28 protein-coding genes and 3 tRNA genes are annotated in these 26,736 nt (G+C 64.9%); 15 read left to right on the top strand and 16 right to left on the bottom strand.

What is annotated here, in order from left to right; translation table 11 throughout:
• From mmaA2 to AADZ78_RS04655, 5 genes are all read left to right on the top strand, one after another.
• Positions 1 to 864, top strand: a complete 864-nt coding sequence (mmaA2, locus tag AADZ78_RS04675) for a cyclopropane mycolic acid synthase MmaA2 (RefSeq protein ID WP_085249158.1) — start codon at positions 1 to 3, stop codon at positions 862 to 864.
• Between the two features lie 120 nt (positions 865 to 984).
• A complete protein-coding gene (mmaA3, locus tag AADZ78_RS04670; RefSeq protein WP_085249159.1) occupies positions 985 to 1,911 on the top strand; it encodes a methoxy mycolic acid synthase MmaA3 in 927 nt (308 codons plus the stop codon).
• Positions 1,904 to 2,803 carry a hydroxymycolate synthase MmaA4 gene (gene mmaA4 / locus AADZ78_RS04665; protein WP_085249218.1) on the top strand — a complete coding sequence of 300 codons (900 nt, stop codon included), beginning with the start codon at positions 1,904 to 1,906 and terminating at the stop codon, positions 2,801 to 2,803. Before mmaA3 ends, mmaA4 begins: the two co-directional genes overlap by 8 nt.
• A gap of 83 nt (positions 2,804 to 2,886) precedes the next feature.
• Positions 2,887 to 3,585: a YciI family protein gene (locus AADZ78_RS04660; protein WP_085249160.1), complete on the top strand. Its 699-nt coding sequence runs from the start codon at positions 2,887 to 2,889 to the stop codon at positions 3,583 to 3,585.
• Positions 3,586 to 3,593: 8 nt separating this feature from the next.
• Positions 3,594 to 4,811 carry an RNA polymerase sigma factor gene (locus AADZ78_RS04655; RefSeq protein ID WP_085249161.1) on the top strand — a complete coding sequence of 406 codons (1,218 nt, stop codon included), beginning with the start codon at positions 3,594 to 3,596 and terminating at the stop codon, positions 4,809 to 4,811.
• Positions 4,812 to 4,890: 79 nt separating this feature from the next.
• Here the strand turns inward: AADZ78_RS04655 and rplA are convergent, their stop codons facing one another.
• The 12 genes from rplA to AADZ78_RS04595 form a co-directional block, all read right to left on the bottom strand.
• Positions 4,891 to 5,598, bottom strand: a complete 708-nt coding sequence (rplA, locus tag AADZ78_RS04650; protein ID WP_085249162.1) for a 50S ribosomal protein L1 — start codon at positions 5,596 to 5,598, stop codon at positions 4,891 to 4,893.
• A gap of 70 nt (positions 5,599 to 5,668) precedes the next feature.
• On the bottom strand, positions 5,669 to 6,100 hold the full coding sequence (rplK, locus tag AADZ78_RS04645; protein ID WP_085249163.1) for a 50S ribosomal protein L11: 432 nt from the start codon (positions 6,098 to 6,100) through the stop codon (positions 5,669 to 5,671).
• 32 nt (positions 6,101 to 6,132) lie between these two features.
• Entirely contained in the window at positions 6,133 to 6,849 is a 717-nt protein-coding gene (gene nusG, locus AADZ78_RS04640) for a transcription termination/antitermination protein NusG (protein ID WP_085249164.1), read from the bottom strand.
• Positions 6,850 to 6,880: 31 nt separating this feature from the next.
• Positions 6,881 to 7,360: a preprotein translocase subunit SecE gene (gene secE / locus AADZ78_RS04635; protein ID WP_085249165.1), complete on the bottom strand. Its 480-nt coding sequence runs from the start codon at positions 7,358 to 7,360 to the stop codon at positions 6,881 to 6,883.
• A gap of 147 nt (positions 7,361 to 7,507) precedes the next feature.
• A tRNA-Trp gene (locus AADZ78_RS04630) sits at positions 7,508 to 7,580 on the bottom strand.
• 162 nt (positions 7,581 to 7,742) lie between these two features.
• Positions 7,743 to 8,243, bottom strand: a complete 501-nt coding sequence (gene hadC, locus AADZ78_RS04625) for a (3R)-hydroxyacyl-ACP dehydratase subunit HadC (protein ID WP_085249166.1) — start codon at positions 8,241 to 8,243, stop codon at positions 7,743 to 7,745.
• 3 nt (positions 8,244 to 8,246) lie between these two features.
• Positions 8,247 to 8,675, bottom strand: coding sequence for a (3R)-hydroxyacyl-ACP dehydratase subunit HadB (hadB, locus tag AADZ78_RS04620; RefSeq protein WP_085249167.1), 429 nt, complete (start codon positions 8,673 to 8,675; stop codon positions 8,247 to 8,249).
• A complete protein-coding gene (gene hadA / locus AADZ78_RS04615; RefSeq protein ID WP_085249168.1) occupies positions 8,662 to 9,141 on the bottom strand; it encodes a (3R)-hydroxyacyl-ACP dehydratase subunit HadA in 480 nt (159 codons plus the stop codon). Before hadA ends, hadB begins: the two co-directional genes overlap by 14 nt.
• A gap of 49 nt (positions 9,142 to 9,190) precedes the next feature.
• A complete protein-coding gene (rpmG, locus tag AADZ78_RS04610; protein ID WP_083112891.1) occupies positions 9,191 to 9,358 on the bottom strand; it encodes a 50S ribosomal protein L33 in 168 nt (55 codons plus the stop codon).
• A gap of 47 nt (positions 9,359 to 9,405) precedes the next feature.
• Positions 9,406 to 9,479, bottom strand: a tRNA-Met gene (locus AADZ78_RS04605).
• A 55-nt stretch (positions 9,480 to 9,534) separates the two neighbouring features.
• Positions 9,535 to 9,607, bottom strand: a tRNA-Thr gene (locus tag AADZ78_RS04600).
• Between the two features lie 103 nt (positions 9,608 to 9,710).
• Positions 9,711 to 9,926: a type II toxin-antitoxin system VapB family antitoxin gene (locus tag AADZ78_RS04595; RefSeq protein ID WP_085249169.1), complete on the bottom strand. Its 216-nt coding sequence runs from the start codon at positions 9,924 to 9,926 to the stop codon at positions 9,711 to 9,713.
• Positions 9,927 to 10,047: 121 nt separating this feature from the next.
• Between AADZ78_RS04595 and AADZ78_RS04590 the strand changes: the two genes are divergently transcribed.
• From AADZ78_RS04590 to AADZ78_RS04580, 3 genes are all read left to right on the top strand, one after another.
• On the top strand, positions 10,048 to 10,764 hold the full coding sequence (locus AADZ78_RS04590; protein WP_085249170.1) for an MBL fold metallo-hydrolase: 717 nt from the start codon (positions 10,048 to 10,050) through the stop codon (positions 10,762 to 10,764).
• A gap of 120 nt (positions 10,765 to 10,884) precedes the next feature.
• Positions 10,885 to 11,718 carry a hypothetical protein gene (locus AADZ78_RS04585; protein ID WP_085249219.1) on the top strand — a complete coding sequence of 278 codons (834 nt, stop codon included), beginning with the start codon at positions 10,885 to 10,887 and terminating at the stop codon, positions 11,716 to 11,718.
• 39 nt (positions 11,719 to 11,757) lie between these two features.
• Positions 11,758 to 12,453, top strand: a complete 696-nt coding sequence (locus AADZ78_RS04580; protein WP_085249171.1) for a crotonase/enoyl-CoA hydratase family protein — start codon at positions 11,758 to 11,760, stop codon at positions 12,451 to 12,453.
• Positions 12,454 to 12,460: 7 nt separating this feature from the next.
• Here AADZ78_RS04580 and AADZ78_RS04575 read toward each other — a convergent pair whose 3' ends face one another.
• Positions 12,461 to 13,492 carry a patatin-like phospholipase family protein gene (locus tag AADZ78_RS04575; protein WP_085249172.1) on the bottom strand — a complete coding sequence of 344 codons (1,032 nt, stop codon included), beginning with the start codon at positions 13,490 to 13,492 and terminating at the stop codon, positions 12,461 to 12,463.
• Positions 13,493 to 13,501: 9 nt separating this feature from the next.
• Positions 13,502 to 13,969, bottom strand: coding sequence for a cyanase (gene cynS, locus AADZ78_RS04570; protein WP_085249173.1), 468 nt, complete (start codon positions 13,967 to 13,969; stop codon positions 13,502 to 13,504).
• A 64-nt stretch (positions 13,970 to 14,033) separates the two neighbouring features.
• Here cynS and recC point away from each other — a divergent pair, with 64 nt between their 5' ends.
• The 3 genes from recC to recD are packed head-to-tail and all read left to right on the top strand — an operon-like array spanning position 14,034 to position 22,317.
• Complete coding sequence (gene recC / locus AADZ78_RS04565) at positions 14,034 to 17,330, top strand: exodeoxyribonuclease V subunit gamma (protein WP_085249174.1); 3,297 nt, start codon at positions 14,034 to 14,036, stop codon at positions 17,328 to 17,330.
• Positions 17,330 to 20,599 (top strand): exodeoxyribonuclease V subunit beta, encoded by a 3,270-nt coding sequence (recB, locus tag AADZ78_RS04560; protein ID WP_085249175.1) that lies wholly within the window; start codon positions 17,330 to 17,332, stop codon positions 20,597 to 20,599. The genes recC and recB overlap by 1 nt, the downstream gene beginning before the upstream one ends.
• Complete coding sequence (recD, locus tag AADZ78_RS04555; RefSeq protein WP_085249176.1) at positions 20,596 to 22,317, top strand: exodeoxyribonuclease V subunit alpha; 1,722 nt, start codon at positions 20,596 to 20,598, stop codon at positions 22,315 to 22,317. Before recB ends, recD begins: the two co-directional genes overlap by 4 nt.
• Before the next feature lie 32 nt (positions 22,318 to 22,349).
• On the opposite strand, the gene AADZ78_RS28910 is transcribed toward recD, so the two are convergent.
• Positions 22,350 to 22,682, bottom strand: a complete 333-nt coding sequence (locus tag AADZ78_RS28910) for a type II toxin-antitoxin system CcdA family antitoxin (protein WP_423752182.1) — start codon at positions 22,680 to 22,682, stop codon at positions 22,350 to 22,352.
• Positions 22,582 to 23,052 (bottom strand): hypothetical protein, encoded by a 471-nt coding sequence (locus AADZ78_RS04545; RefSeq protein WP_085249221.1) that lies wholly within the window; start codon positions 23,050 to 23,052, stop codon positions 22,582 to 22,584. Before AADZ78_RS04545 ends, AADZ78_RS28910 begins: the two co-directional genes overlap by 101 nt.
• 334 nt (positions 23,053 to 23,386) lie before the next feature.
• Here AADZ78_RS04545 and AADZ78_RS04540 point away from each other — a divergent pair, with 334 nt between their 5' ends.
• The 4 genes from AADZ78_RS04540 (at position 23,387) to AADZ78_RS04525 (ending at position 26,681) form a co-directional block, all read left to right on the top strand.
• The gene (locus AADZ78_RS04540) at positions 23,387 to 24,670 is read left to right on the top strand and encodes a metal-dependent hydrolase family protein (protein ID WP_085249177.1); all 1,284 of its coding nucleotides are present in this window, start codon (positions 23,387 to 23,389) and stop codon (positions 24,668 to 24,670) included.
• Between the two features lie 162 nt (positions 24,671 to 24,832).
• The gene (locus tag AADZ78_RS04535; protein ID WP_085249178.1) at positions 24,833 to 25,084 is read left to right on the top strand and encodes a type II toxin-antitoxin system ParD family antitoxin; all 252 of its coding nucleotides are present in this window, start codon (positions 24,833 to 24,835) and stop codon (positions 25,082 to 25,084) included.
• Entirely contained in the window at positions 25,081 to 25,377 is a 297-nt protein-coding gene (locus tag AADZ78_RS04530; protein WP_085249179.1) for a type II toxin-antitoxin system RelE/ParE family toxin, read from the top strand. The genes AADZ78_RS04535 and AADZ78_RS04530 overlap by 4 nt, the downstream gene beginning before the upstream one ends.
• A gap of 146 nt (positions 25,378 to 25,523) precedes the next feature.
• Entirely contained in the window at positions 25,524 to 26,681 is a 1,158-nt protein-coding gene (locus AADZ78_RS04525) for an FIST signal transduction protein (RefSeq protein WP_085249180.1), read from the top strand.
• Positions 26,682 to 26,736 lie beyond the last annotated feature (55 nt).

Raw genomic sequence — 26,736 nt, 5'->3', positions numbered from 1 at the left:
ATGGCTGAACGATTAACACCGCACTTCGATGATGTGCAGGCGCACTACGACCTGTCCGACGACTTCTTCCGGCTGTTTCTGGACCCGACCCAGACCTACAGTTGCGCGTACTTCGAGCGCGACGACATGACCCTGGAAGAGGCCCAAATCGCCAAGATCGACCTGGCGCTGGGCAAGCTGGGCCTGCAGCCCGGTATGACGCTGCTCGACGTGGGCTGCGGCTGGGGGGCCACCATGCGCCGGGCGATCGACAAGTATGACGTCAACGTCATCGGCCTGACGTTGTCCAAAAACCAGGCCGCCCACGTGCAACAGACGTTCGACGAGATGGACAGCCCACGGACCAGACGGGTGGAGCTCAAAGGCTGGGAACAGTTCGACGAGCCCGTCGACCGCATCGTGTCAATCGGCGCGTTCGAGCACTTCGGCCACGATCGCTACGACGACTTCTTCGCGCTCGCCCACAAGATCCTGCCCGTTGACGGGGTGATGCTGCTGCACACGATCACCGGCTTGACCGGACCGCAGATCGTCGAGCGCGGCATGCCGATGACCTTCGAGATGGCCCGCTTCATCAAGTTCATCGTTACCGAAATCTTCCCGGGCGGGCGGTTGCCGTCGATCGAGAAGGTCGAGGAGCACTCCGCGAAGGCCGGTTTCACCCTGACCCGCCGACAGTCGCTGCAGCCGCACTACGCGCGGACCCTCGACCTGTGGGCCGAGGCCCTGGAGGCCAGCAAGGACGAGGCCATCGCGATTCAGTCCGAAGAGGTCTACGAGCGTTACATGAAGTACCTGACGGGCTGTGCCAACGCATTCCGCATCGGCTACATCGACGTCAACCAGTTCACCCTCGAGAAGTAGTCGTGATCACGCCGAGAAATGCCGGGCTAAGCGGGCGCAAATGCGGAGGATGCGTCCTACCCCGTGTAGGGTGCCGGGGATGGTCACCCCGCGCGGGTGGCCGTCGGATCGGGAGGACACATGGCTGATACCTCAACTCGCGCCGGGCGCTTGAGGTCAAATTCGGACGACGTCCAGGCCCATTACGACCTTTCCGACGAGTTCTTCGGGCTGTTCGTAGATCCGACACGCACCTACAGCTGTGCGTACTTCGAGCGCGCCGACATGACCCTGGAAGAGGCGCAAATCGCCAAGCTGGATTTGACGCTCGGCAAGCTGGGCCTCGAGCCGGGGATGACGCTGCTCGACGTCGGCTGTGGCTGGGGTTCGATCATGAAGCGCGCAATCGAGAAATACGACGTCAATGTCGTCGGCCTGACACTGTCGAAGAACCAGCACGCTTACTGCCAGCAACTGCTCGACCAGGTCGACACCAACCGCTCGGCCCGGGTCCTGCTATCTGACTGGGCAGACTTCACCGAACCGGTCGACCGGATCGTCACTATCGAAGCGTTGGAGCACTTCGGCTTCCACCGCTACGACGATTTCTTCAACTTCGTCTACCAGGCCATGCCCGCCGACGGGGTGATGCTGCTGCACGCGATCACCGGGTTGCACGTAAAGCAGGTCATGGAACGCGGCATACCGTTGACGATGGAGATGGCGAAGTTCATCAAGTTTATTGTGACGGAGATTTTCCCTGGCGGCCGGCTGCCGATGATCGAGACCGTCGAAGAGCACTGCGCGAAGGTGGGTTTCGAAGTGACCCGCATCCAGTCGCTGCAGCTCGATTTCGCCAGGACCCTTGATTTTTGGGCCGAGGCCCTGGAGGCGCACCGGGACCAGGCCATCGCGATTCAGTCTCAAGAGATCTACGACCGGTACATGAAGTATCTGACCGGCTGCGCGAAGGCATTCCGCGCGGGCTACATCGACTGCAACCAGTTCACCCTGGCGAAGCGTCCAAGCGGTGAGCACCATCCAGGAGAACAAGACAACCATGGCTGAGAAACCGAATACCCATACCGCGACGCGGACGCGCTCGGAAGATATCCAGGCGCATTACGACGTCTCCGACGATTTCTTCGCCCTGTTCCAGGACCCAACGCGGACCTACAGCTGCGCCTACTTCGAGCCGCCGGAACTCACGCTCGAAGAAGCCCAGTACGCCAAGATCGACCTCAACCTGGACAAGCTGGATCTCAAGCCCGGCATGACACTGCTCGACATCGGCTGCGGTTGGGGCACCACCATGAGGCGCGCCGTAGAACGGTTCGACGTCAACGTCATCGGCCTTACTTTGTCCAAGAACCAACACGCCCGCTGCGAGCAGGTGTTGGCCTCGATCGACAGCAACCGCTCGCGCGAGGTGCTGCTGCAAGGCTGGGAAGATTTCTCCGACCCGGTCGACCGGATCGTGTCCATCGAGGCCTTCGAGCATTTCGGACACGAGAATTACGACGACTACTTCAAGCGGTGCTTCAACATCATGCCTGAGGACGGTCGGATGACCGTGCAAAGCAGCGTCGGCTACCACCCCTTCGACATGGCCGCGCGCGGCAAGAAGCTGAGCTTCGAGACGGCGCGCTTCATCAAGTTCATCATCACCGAGATCTTTCCCGGTGGCCGCCTACCCTCCACCGAGATGATGGTCGAGCATGGCGAAAAGGCGGGTTTCATCGTCCCCGAACCACTTTCGCTGCGCCCGCACTACATCAAGACGCTGCACATCTGGGGCGATGCGCTGGAGTCCAACAAGGACAAGGCGATCGAGATCACCTCTGAAGAGGTCTTCAACCGCTACATGAAGTATCTGCGCGGCTGCGAACACTACTTCACCGACGAAATGCTCGACTGCAGCTTGGTGACCTACCTCAAGCCGGGCGCTGCGGCGGCATAGCCTGTCGGATCGGGGCTGCGCCGTTCGTCGAACAGGTAGAGAGTGGAGCACAGGGCTTCGCTCACTACGGGAGGTGACGATAAATGCAGTACTTCGCGTTGTTGATCAGCAAGGAACAAGACCGCACGCCCGAGGATGGGGCCGAAGCGATGGCGGCGTTCGAGAGCTTCCACGCCAAAGCCGGCTCGGCGATTCGAGCCGGCGACGCCCTGACACCGGTGGCGACCGGGGTACGCATCACCGGTGGCCCGGATGAGCCAGTTGTCACCGACGGTCCGTTCGCCGAGTCCGCCGAGGTGGCCTGCGGCTACTACGTGTTCGAAGCGGAAAACCTTGACGAGGCGCTGGCATTGGCGCGCGATGTCCCGGTCGCCGCGTTCGGGGCCGTGGAAATTTGGCCGATGGTCCCGCCACGGTTGGCGAACCAGCCGCTCGAAAGCACCAACTGGATCGCGCTGCTGCTCGAGCCGGCCGATGGGACAGCGGAGCCCGGTTCCGCTGAGTGGGCGGCGGCGGTTGCCGAGCACAAGCGATTCGAAGCAGTTGCCGGCGGTCACATCAAATCCGGCGCGGCCCTGCATCCGACGTCCACAGCGACTACGGTTCGGGTACGCGACGACGAGGTCTTGATCACCGACGGGCCATATGCCGAGGGCGCCGAAGTCGCCAATGGCTTCTATGTGCTGAGTGCCGACGGCCGCGATGAGGCCGTCAAGCTGGCCTCGATGATTCCCGCATCTGCCGTGGAATTGCGGCAGCTGGCTGGCATTTCGGGACTTTAAGCTCGCGAATGTCCACCCTGGACGGCGTCTTCCGCAGGGAATGGGGACCCGCCGTCGCCGCGCTCGCGCGGTGGTCCGGCGACCTCACCGTCGCGGAGGACGCCGTTCAGGAAGCCTGCGCCGAGGCGCTTCGCGCTTGGCCCCGCGACGGGCTGCCCGATAGTCCCGGCGGGTGGCTGGTGGCGGTCGCGCGTAACCGCGCTCGCGATCGGCTGCGTCGCGAATCCATCCGCCCTGGAAAGGAATTGGCCGCTGTGGTCGACGATATCCGGGCACGTACCGATCACCGCGACCCGCATCCGGTCCGCGACGACGAGCTGCGAATGATGTTCACCTGCGCGCACCCGGCGTTGGACCGGCAGTCGCAACTGGCGCTCACGTTACGGTTGGTGTCCGGGCTGACCGTCGCCGAGATCGCCCGGGCGCTGCTGCAAACCGATGGCACCGTCGGTCAGCGAATCACCCGGGCCAAGAACAAGATCCGGCACGCGAATATCCCGCTGCGAGTCCCACCCGCCGAGCTGCTCCCGGAGCGCACTCCCCACGTGCTCGGCTGCATCTACTCGGTGTTCACCGAAGGCTATTGGTCGACGGCGGGCCCGTCGGCGATCCGCGACGAACTGTGCGATGAAGGGGTCCGCCTGGCCGGGGAGCTGTGCCTGCTGATGCCGAGCGAGCGCGAGGCGCACGCCTTGTCCGCCCTTGTGCTGCTGCATGATTCACGACGGGCAACCCGGGTCGACGACACCGGCGCCCTGGTGCCGCTCGACGAACAGGACCGGCGCCGGTGGGACCGCGGCCGCATCGCGCGAGGCCTGGACCGACTGCGGCAGGCCGAGGGATCGACCGGTCCCTATCTGCCGCAGGCGGTGATCGCCGCGGTGCACGCGACAGCGCCGTCCTGGGAGCAGACCGACTGGACGACCATCTGCGCGGCATATGACCGGCTGCTGCGGCTGAGTGACTCGCCGATGGTGCGGGCCAATCGCGCGTTGGCGCTTGGTTTCCGCGACGGCTACGACGCCGGCCTGGCCGCGCTGGAGAAAGTGGCCAACGATCCCCGGCTGGCCCGCTCGAGTCTGGTTGCGTCGGTGCGCGCCGATCTGCTGCGCCGCGCGGGACGCCGCACCGAAGCCGTCATCTGGTACCGAACAGCGTTGGAACACAACGGCTCCGAACCCGGCCGGGACTTCCTGCGGCGCCGCATCGCCGAGTGCGGCGGGTAGCGGATGCATGGCGAGCAGACGTAAAAGCACCCTTTTCCTGATGGAAAAGGGTGCTTTTACGTCTGCTCGCGCCGGGAAATTACGCCTCGGCGAAGTTGCGGGTAATGGACGGGTCGACCGGAATGCCCGGGCCCGTCGTCGTCGACACGGTGACCTTCTTCAGGTAGCGGCCCTTCGATGACGACGGCTTAAGCCGCAGCACCTCATCGATCGCCGCGCCGTAGTTCTCCGCCAGCTTCTTCTCGTCGAACGACGCCTTACCGATCACGAAGTGCAGGTTGGCCTGCTTGTCCACGCGAAAGTTAATCTTGCCGCCCTTGATGTCGGCGACGGCCTTGGCGACATCGGCGGTGACCGTGCCGGTCTTGGGGTTGGGCATCAGACCACGCGGACCGAGCACCCGAGCGATACGACCTACCTTGGCCATCTGATCGGGGGTCGCGATCGCGGCGTCGAATTCCAGCCAGCCGCCCTGGATTTTCTCGATGAGATCGTCGCTGCCGACAACATCAGCCCCCGCGGCAACGGCAGCGTCGGCCTTTTCCCCCACCGCGAACACCGCGACCCGGGCGGTCTTACCCGTACCATGCGGCAAGTTGACTGTGCCGCGGACCATCTGGTCTGCCTTACGCGGGTCGACGCCGAGCCGGATCGCCACCTCGACGGTCGCGTCCTGCTTGGTCGACGACGTCTCCTTGGCGAGCTTGGCCGCCTGCAACGGGGTGTAGAGGTTGCTGCGGTCCACCTTCTCGGCGGCGGCGCGATATACCTTGCTGGTCTTGCTCATTTGATATCCAATCTGGTGTTGGGTTGTGGTTAGTAAGCGGGCCGAAGCTGGCCCTCCCACGGTTCAGCTATTACTCGACAGTGATGCCCATTGACCGGGCAGTGCCGGCGATGATCTTGGCGGCGGCGTCGATGTCGTTGGCGTTGAGGTCGGTCTTCTTGGTCTCGGCGATCTCGCGAACCTGATCCCAGCTGACCTTGGCGACCTTGGTCTTGTGCGGCTCTGAAGAACCCTTGGCCACGCCGGCGGCCTTGAGCAGCAGCTTGGCCGCGGGCGGCGTCTTCAGCGTGAACGTGAAGCTGCGGTCCTCATAGACCGTGATCTCCACCGGGATCACATTGCCGCGCTGGTTCTCCGTCGCGGCGTTGTACGCCTTGCAGAACTCCATGATGTTGACGCCGTGCTGGCCGAGCGCGGGGCCAACCGGCGGCGCAGGGTTTGCCTGCCCCGCCACGATCTGCAGTTTGATCAGCCCGGCGACTTTCTTCTTTTTCGGGGCCATGAGGGGTCGATGTCCTTCCTGGTTACTACGTGTTAGATCTTGGAGACCTGGCTAAAGGTCAGTTCCACCGGTGTTTCGCGGCCAAAGATGGACACCAGCACCTTGAGCTTCTGCTGTTCGGCGTTGACCTCGCTTATCGTGGCCGGCAACGTCGCAAAAGGCCCGTCCATGACCGTTACCGACTCGCCCACCTCGTAGTCGACCTCGACAACCGGACGTTCCAGGCCACCAACTTCTGCGGCAGCCGCGGTGCTGGCCGCGCCCTTGGCAGCCTTCTTGGTCGACCCCGGGGGCAGCAGGAACTTCACCACGTCGTCGAGCGCGAGCGCCGACGGGCGCGAAGTGGCGCCGACGAACCCGGTAACCCCAGGCGTATTGCGCACCGCGGCCCACGAGTCGTCGGTCAGATCCATGCGCACCAGGATGTAGCCGGGCAGTACTTTGCGGTTGACCTGCTTGCGCTGGCCGTTCTTGATCTCGGTGACCTCTTCGGTGGGTACCTCGACCTGGAAGATGTAGTCGCCGACATCAAGGTTCTGCACACGAGTTTCGAGGTTGGCTTTCACCTTGTTCTCGTAACCCGCATAGGAGTGCACGACGTACCAGTCGCCGGGCTTGCTGCGCAATTCCGCCTTCAGCGCGGCGGCCGGGTCGAGTTCTTCAGCCGGGGCCGCCGCGTCCTGAGGTGTGCTGGCCTCTTTTAAGTCGACCGCCTCACCCGCGGACGTGTCACCGTCGAAGGTAGTCACGGTTCTCAGTCCTCTCTGTCACTCTCGAAGCTCAGCCGAACACCAACAGCACAAGCTTGCTCAGGCCCAAATCGGCACCGCCGACCAGCGCCACCATGAAGGCCAGAAATACCAGCACAACCGATGTGTAGGTGAACATCTGTTTGCGGTTGGGCCAGATCACCTTGCGCATCTCGGCCACGACCTGCTTGAGGTAGTTGTAGACGAATGCGATCGGGTTGACGGCACGGGTACCCGGTTTGCCGACCTTCTTCGCCGCCTTGAGTTTCCGAGCCGCCTTCGCCTTGGCGTCTTTCTCGGAGACCTCAGCCGTTGCCGACGACTCTTTGCCGTCGAACTCTTCGTCGGCCTCCGCGTCCACTGCATGTTGTCGGGACCGCTTGCCGGTGGGACGCTGCGGACGCACCGCCGGCTTGGTCACCAGGGCCGTCCGACCGCCGCTTCGGCGGCTGTCCTCGGTGTCACCGCCGTCGCGTGCGGCGTCGACGTCTTCGTCGGCCTCGTCGCTCACCGCGTGCTCCTTTGTTCGCTAGCTGTTCCGCGGGCCGTCCCGCCGTGATGGGAACACTCCCAGTGTCCACCATTGCACAGTGGCCCTATGGTCCGCCTCCTCCTCGGGCCGTCCCGGCCCGCATCGTCGCCGGGCGTCCGTCTTCAGCAGGGGCGACAGGACTTGAACCTGCAACCTGCGGTTTTGGAGACCGCTGCTCTGCCAGTTGAGCTACGCCCCTTCGCGGGTTGGCAGACCACACCCAGACTGGCCCGAGTCAACCTGCATGTGCCGGGGCTTACATAACACACGCGCCCTCCGCTCGTTCGACTCACGGAAAGCGCGTAGACGCTGGGAAAACCCCGAAGCCCGAGTGTACATGGACGCAGGTGCCAGATACTAATTACGCGGTCCTGATGACCTGCCCGGATTCTTTATCCCATTTGAGTTTGGCGGAGCCGTCGCCCTGCTGGCCCATCAGGGTGGTGTACGCCTCCAGAACCAGCTCGCCGTCATCGTTGGTGCAGATGTTCTTGGTAACGACGATGTCGGCGCCGAAACGCTCGTCCACCGAGTGGATGTCCATACGGGCCCACAATTTGTCGCCGGCCAGCACCGGCTTGTAGAAGACAAACCTCTGGTCGACCTGGACAATCTGCATGGTTTCCATGCCCACGTCGACATTCCGAAAGAAATCCGACTGGACGAGCTTGGCAAGGATTGTCACGAACGTCATCGGTGCGACGATGTTGTGGTAGCCCAGCTGCGCGGCCGCGTCCTCGTCGTAGCAGGCAGCATCCTCGCACTGGATCGATCGTGCGAATCCACGGACCTGCTCGCGGCCGACGACGAAGCAGTCCGGGTATTTCCAGCTCATCCCGCGGATGTCGGTTTTCAAAGCCATGAGCTACGCCAGCTTCGCCGAGGCGACTGCCCGCCCAAAGATCTTCTTGCCACCAGTGGTGGCGGTGAGCGCGATGGTCACCGACTTGCTGTCGGGATCCACCGACTTCACCCGGCCATTGAACACGAGTTCGGCACCCTTGCCGTCGTTGGGCACCGGCACCACCGCAGTGAACCGGACGTTGTACTCGGTGACCGCACCCGGGTCGCCGACCCACGACGTGACGTAGCCGCCCCCGATGCCCATGGTCAGCATGCCGTGGGCGATCGCGGTGTCCAGCCCGACGACCTTGGCGATCTCGTCGTCCCAGTGGATCGGGTTCAAGTCACCCGAAACACCCGCATAGTTCACCAGATCCTGGCGGGTCAGCGGATAAGTCCTCTCCGGAAGCTGGTCCCCGACCTTCACCGAGCTGAACTCACGCAGAGCCATCACTAAATCCCTCTTCTCCGTCCTCACCGGCACGGCCCGCCAGGGTCGTGTAGGTCTCCTGCACAATGTCACCGGCTTCGTTTGTGATGATGTTCTTGGTCACGATGATCTCGGTGCCGTGTGCTCTGCGCACCGAATCCACGTACACATCGCAGTAAAGCTTGTCGCCCGCAACGATCGGCTGTTCGAATTTGAGCACCTGGTCGACCTGGACGATCTGAGCATCCTGGACCGCGATGTTGGCGTCCTTGAAGAATGCCGATTGCGCCTTATAGCCGAATACGCAGATAAAGGTCAACGGCGCCAAGAGCCCCTTGTAGCCGAGTTCGGCGGCTGCGTCTTCCTCGAAATAACAGGTGTCGTCGTTTTGCACGGCTACTGCGTACTCGCGGATCTTCTCGCGTTCCACCAGGTAGTGATCGGGATACCGATAATGCTTCCCGACGATGTCTGCGCTTAAGGCCACGGCTGTAGAACCTACCTAGTCAGTCTGTGTAACTGCTCACGGCCGCGAGCTAACGCGTCTCGCGGTGCGCCTGGTGCTTTCCGCAATTGCGGCAGAATTTCTTCAGTTCCAGCCGGTCCGGGTCGTTGCGGCGGTTCTTCTTGGTGATGTAGTTACGGTGCTTGCACACCTCACATGCCAAAGTGATCTTTGGCCGCACATCGGTACTGGAAGCCATGACGGTTCTCTCTCAAATCAGATGTCAAACGTCTCGTTGTTGTGTTGTAGCGATGGCCGGACTCGAACCGGCGACCTAACGATTATGAGTCGTTCGCTCTAACCGACTGAGCTACATCGCCTCTGGACCCACCCTGTTTAAGGGGCGGGGCCGTCCGCCTGCTCGGCGTCCGCCCGAGCCCCCTAACGGAATCGAACCGTTGACCTTTTCCTTACCATGGAAACGCTCTACCGACTGAGCTAAGGGGGCCGCTCACCCGTAGCGACCAGTCGTGCCAGCGGGCCTAAAAGAGGGTACAGCCTGCCTCACAACGTCACCAAACCACATGCGCCATCAGATGTGCGCTACTTGCTCAGCCGGTGTCGCTGCTCCGGCGCAGCTGCCAGGCACTCGGATCGCTGAACTCGTCATACTCGTCATCGTGAGGGTCATGCTCGCCGTCGTCCGCCTCGCCCAAGAGCGTTCGCAGCGCGAGATGGATGGCCTCTCGCGCGTCAGCCAAGTGATACCGACGTATAACCTCTTGGACCAGGTCGTCGTCGACGAGGATCTCGACCCTCTTCAGCATGGGCCAACAATACCCACTGGGTTGCAAAAACGTGCGCCGAGGATACGCGATGTTATGTCCCCCAGTTGTGCGGCGTCCGAGGCAGGTTGGACGGTCCCTGGCCGAGCAATAGTCTGGTGACGTGTCAGATTCGGACCGGCTGTACTTCCGGCAACTGCTTTCCGGTCGCGATTTCGCCATCGGCGACATGATCGCGGCGCAAATGCGCAATTTCGCCTACCTCATGGGCGACCGCAAAACCGGGGACTGCGTGATCGTCGATCCGGCGTACGCAGCCGGGGATTTGGTCGACACACTCGAGGCCGACGGCATGCACCTGTCCGGGGTACTGGTAACCCACCACCATCCCGACCATGTCGGCGGCTCGATGATGGGTTTCGAGCTCAAGGGGCTGGCCGAGTTGCTGGAGCGGGAAACTGTGCCGGTACACGTGAATATCCATGAGGCCCTGTGGGTTTCGCGCGTTACCGGCATCCCCGTCGGCGACCTGACCACTCATGAGCACCGCGACAAGGTCGCCGTCGGCGATATCGAAATCGAGCTGCTCCACACGCCGGGTCACACGCCTGGCAGTCAGTGCTTTCTGCTCGATGGCCGGCTGGTCGCTGGTGACACGCTGTTCTTGGAAGGGTGCGGACGAACCGACTTTCCAGGTGGCGATTCCGACGAGATCTACCGCAGCCTGCAGCAGCTCGCTGCGCTTCCGGGTGACCCGACGGTATTTCCGGGGCACTGGTATTCGGCCGAACCAAGCGCCTCGCTCGCCGAGGTCAAGCGTTCCAACTATGTGTATCGAGCCGCCAACCTCGATCAGTGGCGAATGTTGATGGGCGGTTAACGGGTCAGCGAGCGCTGGTAATTTGCCGGTCAGCAATATGCCGAGTAACCCCTCGACGACCATCTCAGCTAAATTTTGATGCAAGATCACCGAGAGTGGTATGAGCGGAGGGTGGATGCCATGGGGTGGGTCCAAGGGGGGTGGCACGGAGTCACCGACGTCGAGTCCAGCACTTGGTTGGCGTGGGCGGCATGGGCAGCGCTTGCGCTCGGTGTCGTCGCATTCGTCGTCACCAATCGCCAGATCCAGCGCAACCGTCGGCTGGCCACCGAGGAAACCAGGCCCTATGTGGCCATGCTGATGGAACCCCACGTCGCGGACTGGCATGTGATCGAGCTTGTCGTCCGAAATTTCGGTCGCACCGCGGCCTACGACGTCCGGTTCTCATTCCCGAATCCCCCGACCGTCGCCGAATACGAGAATGCCTCCGACGGCTACGCCGATGTCGTCGAACTGCAGCTCCCCCGTGAGTTGCCGACATTGGCGCCCGGTCAGGAGTGGCGGATGGTGTGGGATTCGGCAATCGATCGCGCCGAGATCGGTTCCGGCGTCGAGTCCCGCTTCGAGGGGACGGTGACCTACTACGACCGCCCTGAGCAGCCGCGCGGGTGGCGGTTCTGGCAGCGGGGTCGTCGTCCCCTGGAGACCAAAGTGGTACTGGACTGGGACGCTCTGCCACCGATTCAGCGCATCGAGCTAATGACGACCCATGACCTGGCAAAAAGGGAAAAGCAGAAGCTGGAGCTGCTGCGCAGCCTGCTGACCTACTTCCACTACGCCAGCAAGGAAACCCGTCCCGAAGTTTTCCGCAGCGAGATCGAACGAATCAACCGCGCCGTGGCCGAAACACAGGACAGGTGGCGCACCCGACAGCTCGATCAGCCCACCGACGTCAGCTTGCGCTGGGACGAAGCCGAATCCGAACTCGGCAAGCATCACAGTCAGCCCGTCTGATTCAATCGACTCCGCTGTCGGAATCGAAGGGGAGTAACCATGAGCGGTCCGGTCATCTACAGCCACAAGGATTCCATCGCGGTCATCAGGATGGACGACGGCAAGGTCAACGCGCTGGGCCCGACCATGCAGCAGGCCCTCAACGCTGCGATCGACAACGCCGACCGCGACAATGTCGGCGCGCTGGTGATAACCGGGAACGAGCGGGTGTTCAGCGGCGGCTTCGACTTGAAGATCCTGACCTCCGGCGAGGTGCAGCCCGCGATCGACATGCTGCGAGGCGGCTTTGAGCTGGCATATCGACTGCTGTCCTACCCCAAGCCGGTGGTGATGGCCTGCACCGGCCATGCCATCGCGATGGGTGCGTTCCTGCTGTCGTCCGGCGACCACCGCATCGCCGCCCACGCGTACAACATTCAGGCCAACGAAGTCGCGATCGGCATGACCATTCCGTATGCGGCACTGGAGATCATGAAGCTGCGGCTGACGCGTTCGGCGTACCAGCAAGCCACCGGGCTGGCCAAGACGTTCTTCGGCGAAACCGCCATCACCGCGGGCTTTATCGACGAGATCGCGCTGCCCGAGGTAGTGGTCAGCCGTGCCGAGGAAGCGGCCCACGAATTCGTAGGTCTGAACCAGCACGCCCATGCGGCCACCAAATTGCGCGCTCGGGAAGAGGCGCTCAAAGCCATTCGCGCCGGAATCGACGGGATAGAAGCCGAGTTCGGCCTGTAAGGACCCGCTACTGGTATTGCCGGAACCGTTCCAGGTATTTGACCCAGTTCCAGGTCGATAAGAAGGCCCCTCCCGCCTCGTAACCCTTGTCATACAGCGCTTCGGCGTCCTTTCGGGAGATACCGAAGTCGAGGAAGTTAACGGCGGTTGAATCGACGCGGATCGCGCGGGCACTGACCCACGGCTGGTTCAGATAGGTCTGGTCACGGCCGACGAACATGGTGGTGATCAGCTGTTCGAGCAGCACCGACGGCGGGCCCAACAGACGCAGCGCGCCCACCCCGGGAATGACCTGGTCATTGCCTTCGGGCAGGTTCGGCAGCACGGTGACACCGAAAGTCGGCCAGCGCGGCGGTTTCCCGTCGAACCGGTCGAACGAGTCGATCGGGAAATTCGACAACACGCCACCGTCCACCAGGGTCGAGGTGAGCCCGTCGGCGCTGGTCAAGGTGACCGGCCGGAAGTAGAACGGGATCGACATCGAGGCGCGCACCGCGTCGGCGACCAATTGCTCGTCGGGATCGAGTCCGTAGACCCGCCGGTAATCCCAGGGCAGCCGCACCAGCTGCCCGGTCGTTACGTCCGTGACGGTGACCGCCAGTCGGTAGCGGCGCTCTTCGCGAATTTGCCTGTCGCTGAGGGCCAGATCGCCGAAGGTGGTCACGCCCAGGTTTTTCAGCTCGCTGCGGACCCATTCGTGAGCGAAGTCGCCGCGGTAGATTCCGTTGTCGCGCAACAATCCCCAGGCCTGACCGACGACCGGCACGTGACCGATGGGGCCGGCATCGCGGAATTTTTCATATGGCAACGTGAGTGCGAGTTCTTTGATCTCGGCGGTGGTCAGTTGGTTGCCGTTGGATGCCGCCGCCAGGATCGACCCGACCAATGATCCGGCCGAGACGCCGGACACCCGTTTGACCGAGTAGCCGGCATCCATCACGGCGACCACGGCGCCCACCAGCCCCACACCCTTGACGCCCCCACCCGAGAGAACCAGGTCGACCGGCTTGGGCCGCGTACTGGAACGCTGGTCTGCCATGTCGACCCTTCAGTTGTCCGCCGAAACCCATTGATAAGGAAGAAATTTGCCGTCGAACGTCACCACGACGCGATCGCCGGACGGGTGCGCTTTCTTCTGCATGTCGACGCTGAAGTTGATCGCGCTCATGATGCCGTCGCCGAACTGCTCGTGGATCAATTCCTTGATGGCACCGCCGTAGACCTGAAGCGCTTCGTAGAAGCGATAGATGGTGGGGTCGGTCGGGACCCCCCCGTTTGAGAAGGTGGGCGGGCCTCCGCGCATCGGCGGCGCCGCCAGCACCGGCACCGCCGATTCGTCAAGACCCAGCATCTCGACGACGACCTTGCCGAGCTCGGCGGGAATGGGGTGCTGGCCAAGCAACGCGGACGTGGTCCACACGACCGGCCTGCCGATGGCGTCGGCCAGCTGCTGCCAACTCAGGCCTCGCGTCAGACGGGCGACGACGATCTGTTCGGTGATCTCGTTTCGGTTCATGGTCCCTCCCTCGTCTCGACCATCGTGCCACCGCCGTCGGTGCGGCGGTCTATGGTGGCGGCCGATGGCGCTTCATCTGCACCGTGCCGAGCGCACCGACCTACTCGCCGATGGGCTCGGCGCCCTGCTTGCCGTCCCGCTGGCCGACCCATTCGCCGAGGAACTGGTTCTGGTGCCGGCCCGCGGCGTGGAACGCTGGTTGAGTCAGCGGTTATCCCACCTTCTGGGGTGTGGGCCTGCCGGTGGCGACGGCGTGTGCGCAGGCATCTCGTTCCGCAGCCCGGGGTCGCTGATCGCCGAGATCACCGGCACCATCGACGACGACCCGTGGTCGCCCGAGGCCATGACCTGGCCGCTGCTGGAGGTGATCGACGCCAGCCTCGACGAGCCGTGGTGCCAGACGCTGGCAAAACACTTGGGCCACTTCGACATCGGCGCTGAGGCGCAGTTGCGCAGCGGTCGCCGGTACGCGGTCGCCCGCCGGCTTGCGGGATTGTTCGCCTCCTACGCCAGACAGCGGCCCCGGTTGCTCGCCGGGTGGCTGGACGGCAACGTCGGCGACCTCGATGGCGACTTAGCCTGGCAACCACCGCTGTGGCGGCTGCTGGTCGCGCGGGAGCCCGCCGAACCGCCGCATGTCCGGCATGAAAAGGCCGTCGCCAGGCTTCGTAAGTCGCCCACCGACCTGCCTCCTCGGCTGTCGCTGTTTGGCCACACCCGGCTGCCGATCACCGATATCGAGCTGCTCGACGCGCTTGCCACCCACCACGACCTGCACCTGTGGTTGCCACATCCCAGCGACGATCTGTGGCGGGCCCTTGCCGGCCTGACCGGCACCGCCCCGCGCCGCGCGGACACCAGCCGGCACGCCGCCAAGCATCCGCTGTTAGAAACGCTGGGCCGCGACCTGCGCGAGCTGCAGCGGGCGCTGCCGGATGACCGAGCAACCGACGAATTCATCAGTGGCACAACCAAACCCAACACCCTACTCGGCTGGCTACAGGCGGACATCGCCGCCAATGCCGTGCAGCCCGCCGGCCGGGCGCTCGCCGTGGGCGACCGGTCGATCCAGGTCCACGCCTGTCACGGCCCGGCCCGGCAGATCGACGTGCTCCGCGAGGTTCTGCTCGGGTTGTTGGAAGACGACCCGACGCTGGAACCGCGCGACATCATCGTGATGTGCCCCGACGTCGAGACTTACGCGCCGTTGATCGTCGCCGGCTTCGGGCTTGGCGAGGTAGCCGGTGACACTCACCCCGCCCACCGATTGCGGGTCAAGCTTGCCGACCGCGCGCTGAACCAGACCAACCCGCTGCTCGGGGTCGCAGCGGAACTGCTCACCATCGCGGGAACTCGCGCCACCGCCAGCCAGGTGCTCAACCTCGCGCAGGCCGCGCCGGTGCGCGCCCGTTTCGGTTTCACCAACGACGACCTCGACGCCATCACCGACTGGGTGCGCCAGTCCAACATCCGCTGGGGTTTCGATCCACAGCATCGCCAGCCGTACGGGCTCGATCATTTCCTGCACAACACCTGGCGATTTGGCCTCGACCGCATCCTGACCGGAGTGGCGATGTCCGACGATTCGCAGGCGTGGCTGGACACCGCACTGCCACTCGACGATGTCGGCAGCAACAGGGTGGAGCTGGCAGGGCGCCTCGCCGAATACGTCGAGCGGTTGCATTACGTGACCGAAAGGCTCAGCGGCGCAAAGCCATTGACCGACTGGCTCGATGACGTTGCTGCAGGAGTGTGCCTGCTCACCCGGTCGGACGAAGCTTGGCAGGAAGCGCAGCTGCAGCGCGAGTTCGCCGACATCCTCGGCCAGGCCGGTTCGCGCGCGTCCACGCCGTTGCGTCTTTCGGATGTGTCTTGCCTGCTTGACGGGTGCCTCGCCGGGCGCCCGACGCGGGCCAACTTCCGCACCGGAACGCTGACGGTCGCCACGTTAGTGCCGATGCGATCGGTCCCCCACCGGGTGGTCTGCCTGGTCGGACTGGACGACGGATCGTTCCCACGGCACAGCGTCCCCGACGGTGACGACGCGCTGGCGCGCGAACCGATGACCGGCGAGCGTGACATCCGCGCCGAGGACCGCCAGTTGCTGCTCGACGCAATCGGCGCTGCCACCGAGACGCTGGTGATCACCTACACCGGCGCGGACGAGCACACCGGTCACCCGCGTCCGCCGGCCGTGCCGCTTGCCGAGTTGCTCGACGCCCTTGATCAGACGACCCCGGTGCCGATTCGCGAGCACATCGTCACCCGACATCCGCTGCAGCCGTTCGACCGCAGGAACGTCACACCCGGTGAGCTGGTGCCCGGAAAGCCATTCACGTTCGACCCCGCAGCGCTTGCCGCCGCCGAATCTGCCAGTGGGAAACGCCGCACACCAAAGGCTTTCATTACCGATCGGCTGCCCGCGGTACCCGCCGCCGACGTGCCCCTGGCGGATCTGCTCGACTTCTTCAAAGACCCTGTCAAAGGATTCTTTCGCGCGATCGACTACACGCTGCCTTGGGAGGTCGACACCGTTGAGGACGCGATGCCGGTCGAGATCGATGCCTTGCAGGCCTGGACCGTCGGAGACCGCATGCTGCGCGACATGTTGCGCGGCATGCATCCAGACATGGCCGCCAACGCCGAGTGGCGTCGCGGCACGCTCCCGCCCGGGCGCCTTGGCATGCGCAAGGCCACGGAGATCCGTGACCTCGCACGCGAACTTGCGATCGCAGCGCTGCGACACCAAAGGGTTGCTGCCGACGCACACGACATCGACGTCGATCTTGGTGACGGGCGCCGTGTTACCGGCACCGTATCGCCGGTGTTCGGCGAGCACCTGGTGTCTGTGACGTACTCGAAGCTGGCTCCCAAACATGTACTGGCATCGTGGGTCGAGTTGGTTGCTTTGGCGGCGCAACCGCCGGACCGTGATTGGACGGCAGTGTGCATCGGCCGCGGCAAGAGCCGAAACCGGGTCGCGCAGCGGCTATTCGCGCCGCCGCCCGACCCTGCGGCCGTCCTGCGCGACCTGGTGTTGCTGTATGACGCGGGTCGACGGGAGCCGCTGCCGCTTCCGCTGAAGACGTCCTACGCGTGGGCCGAAGCCCGGCGCGACGACGAGAACCCATACGAAGCCGCGCGGGATAGGTGGGAGTCCAACAGCTTTCGCGACGGCGACGATCGCGAGCCCGCACATCTGCGGGTTTGGGGCGAAAAGCCGGCATTCGATGTGCTGCTGGGTCCGCCGCGTGTGGGCGAAGAAACGCCGCGTGAAAACACGCGGCTGGGCGCGCTGGCTCGGCGGTTGTGGCTGCCGTTACTGGCCTCTGAACGCACCGCGAACGGTGCCGTGGGCTGATGCAGCGTTTCGACCTTCTGGGCCCATTGCCCGCTGACGGCTCCACCACGGTGCTGGAAGCCAGTGCTGGTACTGGCAAGACCTTCGCACTCGCCGGGCTGGTGACCCGCTATCTCGCCGAGACCGGCGTCGGCCTCGATGAAATGCTGTTGATCACCTTCAACCGCGCAGCCAGCCGCGAGCTTCGGGAACGCGTCCGCGACCAGATCGTCGAGGCGGTCGCGGCCCTGGATGGTCGAGTGCCGCCCGGCAGCGATCTCGTCGAGCATCTGGTGCGCGGCGACGAAGCCGACGTCACCGAAAGGCGAGCCCGGCTGCGCGACGCCCTGGCCAACTTCGATGCGGCCACCATCGCCACCACGCATGAATTCTGCGGGTCGGTGCTCAAATCCCTTGGTGTGGCCGGTGATACCGACAGCGGTCGGACCCTGCAGGAGAACCTGGACGACCTGGTCGCCGAGATCGTGGACGACCTGTATCTCGCGCACTTCGGGCGTCAACCAGACGATCCGGTGCTCACGCATGCACAGGCACTCACCCTGGCACGTGAGGTCGTGGGCGACCCGTGTGCACAGCTGCGGCCGCTTGATCCGGAACCGCACAGCGAAGCCGCGGTCCGGTTGCGCTTTGCCGGCGAGCTTCTCGACGAGCTCGAACGCCGCAAGCGGCGGCTGCGCATCCTCGGCTATGACGACCTGCTCACCCGACTGGCGAAAGCCCTTGGAAGCCACGACTCGCCGGCTCGCGAGCGGATGCGCAAGCGCTGGCGGATCGTATTGGTCGACGAATTCCAGGACACGGATCCGATCCAGTGGCGAGTGCTCCAGTGCGCGTTTCACCGCCGTTCGACGCTGATCCTGATCGGCGATCCGAAGCAGGCCATCTACGGTTTCCGCGGCGGCGACATCCACACCTACCTGCAGGCGGCCCGCTCCGCCGACGCCCGCTACACGTTGGGTGTCAACTGGCGTAGCGACCGGGTGCTCGTCGAGAGCTTGCAGACCGTGCTGCGCGGGGCCACGCTGGGCCACCCCGAGATCGTTGTGCACGAGATCGACGCCCACCACGAGGGACACCGGCTCGTGTCGGCACCGCGGCCGGCGCCGTTTCGACTGCGCGTCGTGTCGCGGCCAACCGTCGGCTATAGCGGGACCAGCAACGTGCCGATCGATGTACTGCGCCGCCACATCCCGCTCGACCTGGCCGCCGATATCGCGGCGCTCTTGGCCAGCGGCGCCACATTTGACGGTGCGCCCATCGCAGCGGGGCACATCGCGGTGATCGTCGAGCATCATCGAGATGCGCGAGCGTGCCGCGACGCCCTGGCGGCGGCGGGCATCCCAGCGATCTACACCGGCGACACCGATGTGTTCGCTTCGGCGGCAGCCAAGGACTGGCTGTGTCTATTGGAAGCATTCGACGCGCCGCAGCGCAGCGGGCTGGTGCGCGCGGCCGCGTGCACCATGTTCTTCGGTGAGACGGCGGAAACCCTTGCTGCCGAAGGAGATGCGCTCACTGACCGAGTGGCCGGCCGGTTGCGGCAATGGGCCGACCAGGCTCGGCAGCGCGGGGTGGCGGCGGTGTTCGAGGCCGCGCAGCTCGCCGGGATGGCACGTCGAGTCTTGGGCCAGCGGGGCGGCGAGCGACATATGACCGACCTGGCGCACATCGCGCAGCTGTTGCACGAGACGGCGCATCGGGAACGCTACGGGCTTCCGGCGCTGCGTGATTGGCTGCGCGGGCAGTGCGACAACCGCAATGGCACCACGGAGCACAATCGCCGCCTGGACAGCGACGCTGCAGCGGTGCAGATCATGACGGTGTTCGTGGCTAAAGGCCTGCAGTTTCCGATTGTGTACTTGCCGTTCATGTTCAACCGCCACGTCCGCAGCGACGACATCCTGCTGTATCACGACGAGGACGGCACTCGCTGCTTATATATCGGCGGCGAGCGGCGCAGTCCGACCCGCCAATCAGTTGAGGAGCTGAACCGCATCGAGGTGGCCCGCGACAACATCCGGCTCACCTATGTCGCGCTCACCCGGGCGCAGTCGCAGGTGGTCACGTGGTGGGCGCCGACCAAGGACGAAGTCAATGGCGGGTTGTCGCGACTGCTGCGGGGCCGCGGCATTGGCGACCCGCAGGTTCCGGACCGGTGTGCGCCGCGGGTCACCGATGAAGAGGCCTGGGCGGTGTTCGCGCGGTGGGAGGCCGCGGGCGGGCCGTCGGTGGAAAAATCGGAGATAGCTCCTGCCGCCGCTCCCGAGCCGGTGTCACCGTCAAAAAGGCTGGCGGTGCGGCACTTTCATCGCCGGATTGATACGGCGTGGCGGCGGACATCGTATTCGGCGCTGGTGCACGACGCGCCAAGCGAGGGGGTTGCCAGCGAACCGGAAGTTGGATTGCGTGACGACGAGGTCGAGGCAACCGTGGTCGCATCGTCAAGCGCGGCAGCCGACGTTGAGTCGCCGCTGGCGGCCATGCCCTCGGGTGCGACGTTCGGGTCGCTGGTACACGCGGTGCTGGAGACCACCGACCCGCATGCCCCCAACCTGGTCACCGAACTCGAGGCACAGGTACGGCGGCACCTGCCATGGTGGCCAATTGATGTCAGTGCCCGCGAGCTGGCCTCCGGACTGGTGCCGATGCACGACACCCCGCTGGGACCATTGGCAGGAGGATCGACGTTGCGGGAGATCGGTCTGCGGGATCGCCTGCGGGAGTTGGATTTCGAGATTCCGTTGACCGGGGGCGACTTGCGTGGCTCGGCCCGTTCGGCGTCGCTGTCCGACGTGGGTGAGCTGTTGCGGTTGCATCTGACCGCCGGCGACCCGCTGTCTTGCTACGCCGATCGGCTCACGTCTCCCGGCTTGGGTGGACAGTCGCTGCGGGGGTATCTGTCGGGATCGATCGACGTGGTACTGCGACTGCCGGAGCAGCGTTATCTGGTGGTGGACTACAAGACCAACCATTTGGGCGGCACCGCGGCCGACTACAACTTGCCGCGCTTGACCGAGTCGATGCTGCATTCCGACTATCCCCTACAGGCATTGTTGTATAGCGTTGTGTTGCACCGATTTCTGCGGTGGCGGCAGCCCGGCTACGATCCGCAGCGGCATCTCGGCGGGGTGCTGTATTTGTTCGTTCGGGGCATGTGCGGCGTCGACACCCCGGTCTGGGGCGGCAATCCGGCCGGCGTGTTCAGTTGGGGCCCGCCGTCGGGACTGGTGATGGCGGTGTCGGAGCTGCTCGATACGGGGGTCGAATGACGGTAGACGTTGAGGTCGCCATCGTCGCGACCGGCCTGTTACGGCTCTTCAACGAGGCCGGAGTGCTGGATGTCTCGGATGTGCATGTAGCACGACGACTCTGCGCATTGGCCAAGGAGACCGATGAGCGCGTCGCGCTGGCGGCAGCGCTGGCGGTGCGCGCGCTTCGGGCCGGGTCGGTCTGTGTAGATCTGCCCACGGTTGCCGAGGTCGACCCCGGCCTGCCGTGGCCCGATCCCGAGCTGTGGCTGGCGGCCGTGCGCGCAAGCCCGCTGTGCGGCGCTCCGCCGGTGTTGCATCTGTATGACGAACGCCTGCTCTACCTCGATCGGTACTGGCGCGAAGAAAAGCAGGTGTGCGACGACTTGCTGGCCCTGCTGTCGCCCAGACCGGCAGTCGAAGTGCCCGCGTTCGAGCGACTATTCCCGCCCGGCTTTGAAGAACAGCGAGAAGCGGCGGAAATCGCTCTCTCGCAAGGCGTCACGGTTCTGACGGGCGGGCCCGGGACCGGCAAGACGACAACGGTCGCGCGGCTGTTGGCATTGCTTGCCGAGCAGGCGGAGCTCTCCGGGAAGGCGCAGCCCCGCATTGCGCTGGCAGCGCCGACCGGTAAGGCCGCGGCACGGCTGGCCGAGGCGGTGCAGCACGAAGTGGCCGCACTCGATGCCGTCGATCGCGTGCGGCTAGGACCGCTGCAGGCGCTGACGCTGCATCGTCTACTCGGCCGTAGGCCGGACACCTCGGCCCGGTTTCGGCACGATCGCGCAAACCGGTTGCCGCACGACGTGATCGTGGTCGACGAGACGTCGATGGTGTCGCTGACACTGATGGCCCGACTGCTGGAAGCGGTCCGTCCGGGCGCACGGCTGATTCTGGTCGGCGACGCCGACCAGCTCGCGTCGGTGGAAGCCGGTGCGGTGTTGGCCGATCTGGTGGACGGCTTGGCGGACCGTAGCGACGTGCGCGTGGCGGCGCTGCGCACCTCGCACCGGTTCGGGGCGGCGATCGGAGGACTGGCCGAGGCGATCCGGGTGGGCGACGGCGACCAAGCGCTCGCACTGTTGCGGTCTGGCGACGACCATATCGAGTACCTCGAGTTCGGGGAGGGTGCCGACCCGGCGGCTCTGATACGCGCGATCCTGGTGCCACACGCGTTGCGGCTGCGCCAGGCGGCGCTGTTGGGAGCCGTGGACATCGCGTTGGGAATACTTGACGAACACCGGTTGCTGTGCGCGCACCGGCGCGGGCCTTTCGGTGTCCAACATTGGAACCGACAGGTGGAGTCCTGGCTCGCCGAGGAGACGGGCCAGCCGCCGTGGTCGCCGTGGTATGCCGGTCGGCCGTTGCTGGTGACGGCCAACGATTACGGCCTGCAGGTGTACAACGGCGACACCGGTGTTGCGGTGGCCGGCCCGGACGGTCTGCGCGCCGTCATCGCCGGGGCAACCGGACTCCTTGATTTCGCGACGGGCCGGCTGGCCGACGTCGAGACGATGCACGCAATGACGATTCACAAAAGCCAGGGCAGCCAGGCCGACGAGGTGACAGTGCTTGTGCCGCCGGAGGATTCGCGGTTGCTGACGCGGGAGCTGTTCTACACCGCCGTCACCCGAGCGAAGGACAGGGTGCGGGTGGTCGGCTCTGAAGCCGAGGTTCGTGCTGCGGTCGAGCGACGCGCGGTGCGGGCGACGGGGTTGCGAATGAGGCTTGCGCAGTGACAGCTGATCGCAAATCGCATTCTCGGCACCGGTCACGTGCCGAACTCATCACGCGCTTCGTCAAGTGCAGCCAGCGCAGCGTCGTGGTCGACGGGCCGGCCGACGGTTGGCAAACCGTCCAGCCAAGCCGACACCGATGTCCGCTTTAGCTCGTCGGCAATGGCGGCTTGAGTCAACCCGGAAATATTCAGTCCCCGCGAGCGAGCCTGTTCGGCCAGCTGATCTGGGACATAGGCCGCTCTTCGGCACTTTGCGATGCAGTGGTCAGGCTGATTCAGCGTGGATTTCGCGCACCAGTTTGCATCCCCCGACGAAGCGTGACCACTCCGCCCTGCGTGGATGAACCGCGCTGTCGGCCACAGCACCGTCACTTACCACGAGACCGGGCCCGACGGGATCCAACAGCTCAACGAGTTTGCGAACCTGCCCCGCTGGACTGTCCGAGTAACTCTGAAACACCCTGTCGTGGATCCACGCCTGAGCGCTATCGATACCGGCGACCGTGTCCACTGCGGGTACCCGCAATGCTCCGCTGCATCGAATCACTTGCTCCGCGAAGCGATCCTCCCAGCCCTCTGCCTGCCACCCGCTCCATACGCCGGGAAGGGCTTGGAAAATACCCATGGTGTCGGCGGTGTGCCACGCCCCCACCGTCTGTTGGCGCACATCAATATGAACGCCGCCCTCAGGGATCTTGCCGAGTGTCAACCTCCTGACACCACGACCGGGCAACATGTCCAGCAGAGCAGGCCCAAGCCATGCTTGACTGAGGTCCCACCACAGGGGCCACAGCCGAAGTCGTCCGTCGGCGTCTAGCCCTGTTTCCCATATCCTCCACCTGGACACGTATTGACGCGGTCTGGAGATCGCGCGTCGCTTGGCCACAGTCTCCGTCGAGGGTCCGACATTGATCCGTCCATTAGCTGGTGCAGCCACCCGCGGTGGCATGGACGCCCACCGGTTGCCCGCCGCCCTGGGCTTGCGGTAGCCGGCTGGGCGGTGCGGCCGCGGCACCGCGTTGGCGGACGTAACCTACGGGGACAACCGCAGTCTCAGTGAGGAGCCCGGGATGGACAAACACGAGCTGCGAATTTCGAACGTCAATGTCTTCGACAGCATCGACGGCCGGGTGAGCGGCCCGATGGACGTCACCACTAGGGACCGGCTGATCGCGTCGGTCGCGCCGGCCGGAACGACGAACGGATCGATCGACTTCTCGGGCGTCACGATCGACGGAACCGGCAAGACATTGATACCGGGGTTGATCGACGCGCACTGGCACGCCATGTTCACCACCACCCCCGCCCCGGTAGCACACACCAGCGACCTCGGCTATGTATTCGCCCGCGCGATGGTCGGCGCCGAGGAGACGTTGTTGCGGGGCTTCACCACGGTCCGCGACCTCGGCGGACCAGTGTTTGGCATGAAGCAAGCTATCGACGAGGGCGTGATCCCGGGACCGCGCATCTACCCGGCAGGTGGCTTCATTTCCCAGACCGGCGGCCACGGCGACTTCCGGCTGCCCCACGAGGTGCCGCGCGGCATCTGCGGACACCTGAGCTACACCGAGATCATCGGTACCGCTGTGATCGCAGACGGCGAAGCCGAGGTGCTACGCGGCGCGCGCGAGATGCTGCGCCGGGGCGCCTCGCAACTCAAGCTGATGGCCGGCGGAGGTGTGACCTCGAACTACGACCCGCTCGACGTTTCCCAATTCACGCAGGCCGAAATGCGCGCGGCGGTGCAGGCCGCCGAGAACTGGGGCACCTACGTCACGGTGCACGCCTATACGCCGCGCGCGATCCGAACCGCTGTCGCCGCCGGCGTCCGTTGCATCGAGCATGGCCAACTCATCGACGAAGACACCGCGGCGTTGCTCGCCGAAAAGGATATCTGGTGGTGTCTGCAACCGTTTCTCGGCGACGAGGACACGATTCCGCTGCCTCCAGAAAACCAAGCAAAGCTGCGAGAGATGACGGTCGGCACCGACACCGCGTATCGGCTCGCCATTAAGCATCGGGTCAAGATCGCGTTCGGCACGGACATTTTGTTCGCCCCCGAGCTCGCCGGCCGCCAAGGCGCCATGCTCGCCAAGCTCACCCGCTGGTTCACACCCGCTGAGGTGCTGCAGCAGGCGACGATCCGCAACGCCGAACTGCTGGCGATGTCCGGCTCCCGCAACCCGTACCCGGGACGCTTGGGCGTCGTGGCCAACGGGGCGTTGGCCGACCTAGTCCTCGTAGACGGCGATCCCCTCGCCGACATATCGCTGATAGCACGTCCCGACGAAGCGTTCACCGCGATCATCAAGGACGGCCGCCTGGTCAAGAACGGCGCCCAGAGTCCGACCTGACCTGTCGGCGAGCCTCGGCTGGGCGCGTAGCCGTGATGGTTCGCGACGCTCGTTGCACCTGACGCGATGCCGCCATTGGCTGCCGGCTACCGAGGTGATCAGCGAACTCGTTCACCTCAGCGGGGGCTAACAGCTAGTACCAATAATTGGAATCGTGCGTTCGTGGGTAAGAACACGTCCTTCGTCCTCGACGAGCATTACAGCGCCTTCATCGACGGCGAGATCGCCGCGGGCCGCTACCGGTCGGCCAGTGAAGTCATCCGCTCCGCGTTGCGACTGCTCGAGGACCGTGAAACCCAGCTGCGCGCACTTCGCGAGGCTTTCGAGGCCGGCGAACGCAGCGGCAGCTCGACACCGTTCGACTTCGACGCGTTCCTCGGCCGCAAGCGCGCCGAGGCGTCGCATGGCAGGTGAGTAGCCGATACCTTCTCTCGCCTGCCGCGCAGGCAGATCTGGAACAGATCTGGGACTACTCCTATGACCGTTGGGGCGTCGATCAGGCCGAGGAGTACCTGCGCGAACTTCAACACGCTGTCGACCGTGCTGCGGCAAACCCGCGGATCGGACGAGCGTGCGACGAGATCCGCCCCGGCTATGGCAAGCTCTCGGCCGGGTCACACACGCTGTTCTATCGGGTGACCGGCGAAGACATCATCGACGTTGTGCGAGTCCTGCACCAACGCATGGACGTCGATCGGCACCTCTGACTTCCTATGCCGCCGCCCGTCGTTCCGATGCGCCGAGGCGATGGGCCCGAGTTCGCGCGATGGTTCGACCTGCGATGAGTCGCCGCCCCTCACCCCGGCGGTTAACTTCCCGAGGATGGAGCCCTGGAGCGGCGCATCATGGAAGTGTGCGGATCGGAGTCGGGGTTTCCACCGCGCCCGACGCGCGGCAGGCCGCGGTGGAGGCTGCAGCGCACGCGCGTGACAAGCTCGCGGGTGAGGCGCCGTCGCTGGCCGTGCTACTCGGATCGCGATCGCACACCGACCACGCTGTGGAGGTCCTCAACGCCGTGCAGGAGACGGTAGAGCCGCCGGCGCTGATCGGTTGCGTCGCCCAGGGGATCGTCGCCGGCCGCCATGAAATGGAGAACGGGCCCGCGGTGGCGGTATGGCTGGCGTCCGGCATGGCCGCCGAGACGTTCCAGCTGGACTTCGTCCGCACCGAATCGGGCGCCCTGCTCACCGGTTACCGGTTCGACCGGACCGCGCACGATCTGCACCTGCTGCTGCCCGACCCGTACACATTCCCGGCGAACCTGCTCATCGAGCACCTCAATACCGACCTGCCGGGCACGACTGTCGTGGGCGGCGTGGTGAGCGGTGGGCGCGGACCGGGATACACCCGGCTGTTCCGCGACCGCGACGTGCTCGCCTCCGGGGTGGTGGGCGTGCGCCTGCCCGGCGCGCACGGTGTCCCGATCGTGTCGCAGGGCTGTCGGCCGATCGGCCACCCTTACATCGTCACCGGCGCGGACGGCGCACTCATCACCGAGCTCGGCGGCCGGTCGCCGTTGCAGCGCCTCCGTGAGATCGTCGTGGGACTGCCGCCCGAAGAGCGGGAACTGGTCAGCCGCGGCCTGCAGATCGGGATCGTCGTCGACGAGCGTCTGGCGGCTCCGGGTCAGGGCGACTTCATGATCCGCGGGCTGCTCGGTGCCGATCCTTCGACCGGGGCGATCGAGATCGGCGACGTTGTCGAGGTCGGCACGACAGCGCAGTTCCAGATCCGTGACGCGGTGGGCGCCGACAAGGATCTGCGCCTAGCCGTAGAACGGGCGGAAGCGGAGCTACCCGGGCGTCCGGTTGGCGCGCTGTTGTTCACCTGCAATGGACGCGGGCGGCGGATGTTCGGGGTCGCCGACCACGACGCGTCGACCATCGAGGACCTGCTTGGCGGGATTCCGCTCGCCGGTTTCTTCGCCGCCGGGGAGATCGGCCCGATCGCTGGCCGCAACGCGTTGCACGGATTTACCGCGTCGATGGCGCTGTTCGTCGAGGATTCGTAAAGAAGCAAATCGGGACGGTTCCCAGCACCACGCCGGGCGTCCACATCCTTGGTCC

The sequence above is a fragment of the Mycobacterium riyadhense genome, from assembly GCF_963853645.1.
Taxonomy (GTDB): Bacteria; Actinomycetota; Actinomycetes; order Mycobacteriales; family Mycobacteriaceae; genus Mycobacterium; species Mycobacterium riyadhense.
This window is presented reverse-complemented; position numbering and strand designations above follow the sequence as displayed.

Bases quoted from the DNA above. Each gene is read 5' to 3' on its own strand.
- mmaA2 (WP_085249158.1), top strand. From the start codon at position 1: ATGGCTGAACGATTAACACCGCACTTCGATGATGTGCAGGCGCACTAC.
- mmaA3 (WP_085249159.1), top strand. From the start codon at position 985: ATGGCTGATACCTCAACTCGCGCCGGGCGCTTGAGGTCAAATTCGGAC.
- mmaA4 (WP_085249218.1), top strand. From the start codon at position 1,904: ATGGCTGAGAAACCGAATACCCATACCGCGACGCGGACGCGCTCGGAA.
- AADZ78_RS04660 (WP_085249160.1), top strand. From the start codon at position 2,887: ATGCAGTACTTCGCGTTGTTGATCAGCAAGGAACAAGACCGCACGCCC.
- AADZ78_RS04655 (WP_085249161.1), top strand. From the start codon at position 3,594: ATGTCCACCCTGGACGGCGTCTTCCGCAGGGAATGGGGACCCGCCGTC.
- rplA (WP_085249162.1), bottom strand. From the start codon at position 5,598: ATGAGCAAGACCAGCAAGGTATATCGCGCCGCCGCCGAGAAGGTGGAC.
- rplK (WP_085249163.1), bottom strand. From the start codon at position 6,100: ATGGCCCCGAAAAAGAAGAAAGTCGCCGGGCTGATCAAACTGCAGATC.
- hadC (WP_085249166.1), bottom strand. From the start codon at position 8,243: ATGGCTTTGAAAACCGACATCCGCGGGATGAGCTGGAAATACCCGGAC.
- hadB (WP_085249167.1), bottom strand. From the start codon at position 8,675: ATGGCTCTGCGTGAGTTCAGCTCGGTGAAGGTCGGGGACCAGCTTCCG.
- rpmG (WP_083112891.1), bottom strand. From the start codon at position 9,358: ATGGCTTCCAGTACCGATGTGCGGCCAAAGATCACTTTGGCATGTGAG.
- AADZ78_RS04595 (WP_085249169.1), bottom strand. From the start codon at position 9,926: ATGCTGAAGAGGGTCGAGATCCTCGTCGACGACGACCTGGTCCAAGAG.
- AADZ78_RS04585 (WP_085249219.1), top strand. From the start codon at position 10,885: ATGGGGTGGGTCCAAGGGGGGTGGCACGGAGTCACCGACGTCGAGTCC.
- AADZ78_RS04580 (WP_085249171.1), top strand. From the start codon at position 11,758: ATGAGCGGTCCGGTCATCTACAGCCACAAGGATTCCATCGCGGTCATC.
- AADZ78_RS04575 (WP_085249172.1), bottom strand. From the start codon at position 13,492: ATGGCAGACCAGCGTTCCAGTACGCGGCCCAAGCCGGTCGACCTGGTT.
- cynS (WP_085249173.1), bottom strand. From the start codon at position 13,969: ATGAACCGAAACGAGATCACCGAACAGATCGTCGTCGCCCGTCTGACG.
- recC (WP_085249174.1), top strand. From the start codon at position 14,034: ATGGCGCTTCATCTGCACCGTGCCGAGCGCACCGACCTACTCGCCGAT.
- recB (WP_085249175.1), top strand. From the start codon at position 17,330: ATGCAGCGTTTCGACCTTCTGGGCCCATTGCCCGCTGACGGCTCCACC.
- recD (WP_085249176.1), top strand. From the start codon at position 20,596: ATGACGGTAGACGTTGAGGTCGCCATCGTCGCGACCGGCCTGTTACGG.
- AADZ78_RS04545 (WP_085249221.1), bottom strand. From the start codon at position 23,052: ATGTTGCCCGGTCGTGGTGTCAGGAGGTTGACACTCGGCAAGATCCCT.
- AADZ78_RS04540 (WP_085249177.1), top strand. From the start codon at position 23,387: ATGGACAAACACGAGCTGCGAATTTCGAACGTCAATGTCTTCGACAGC.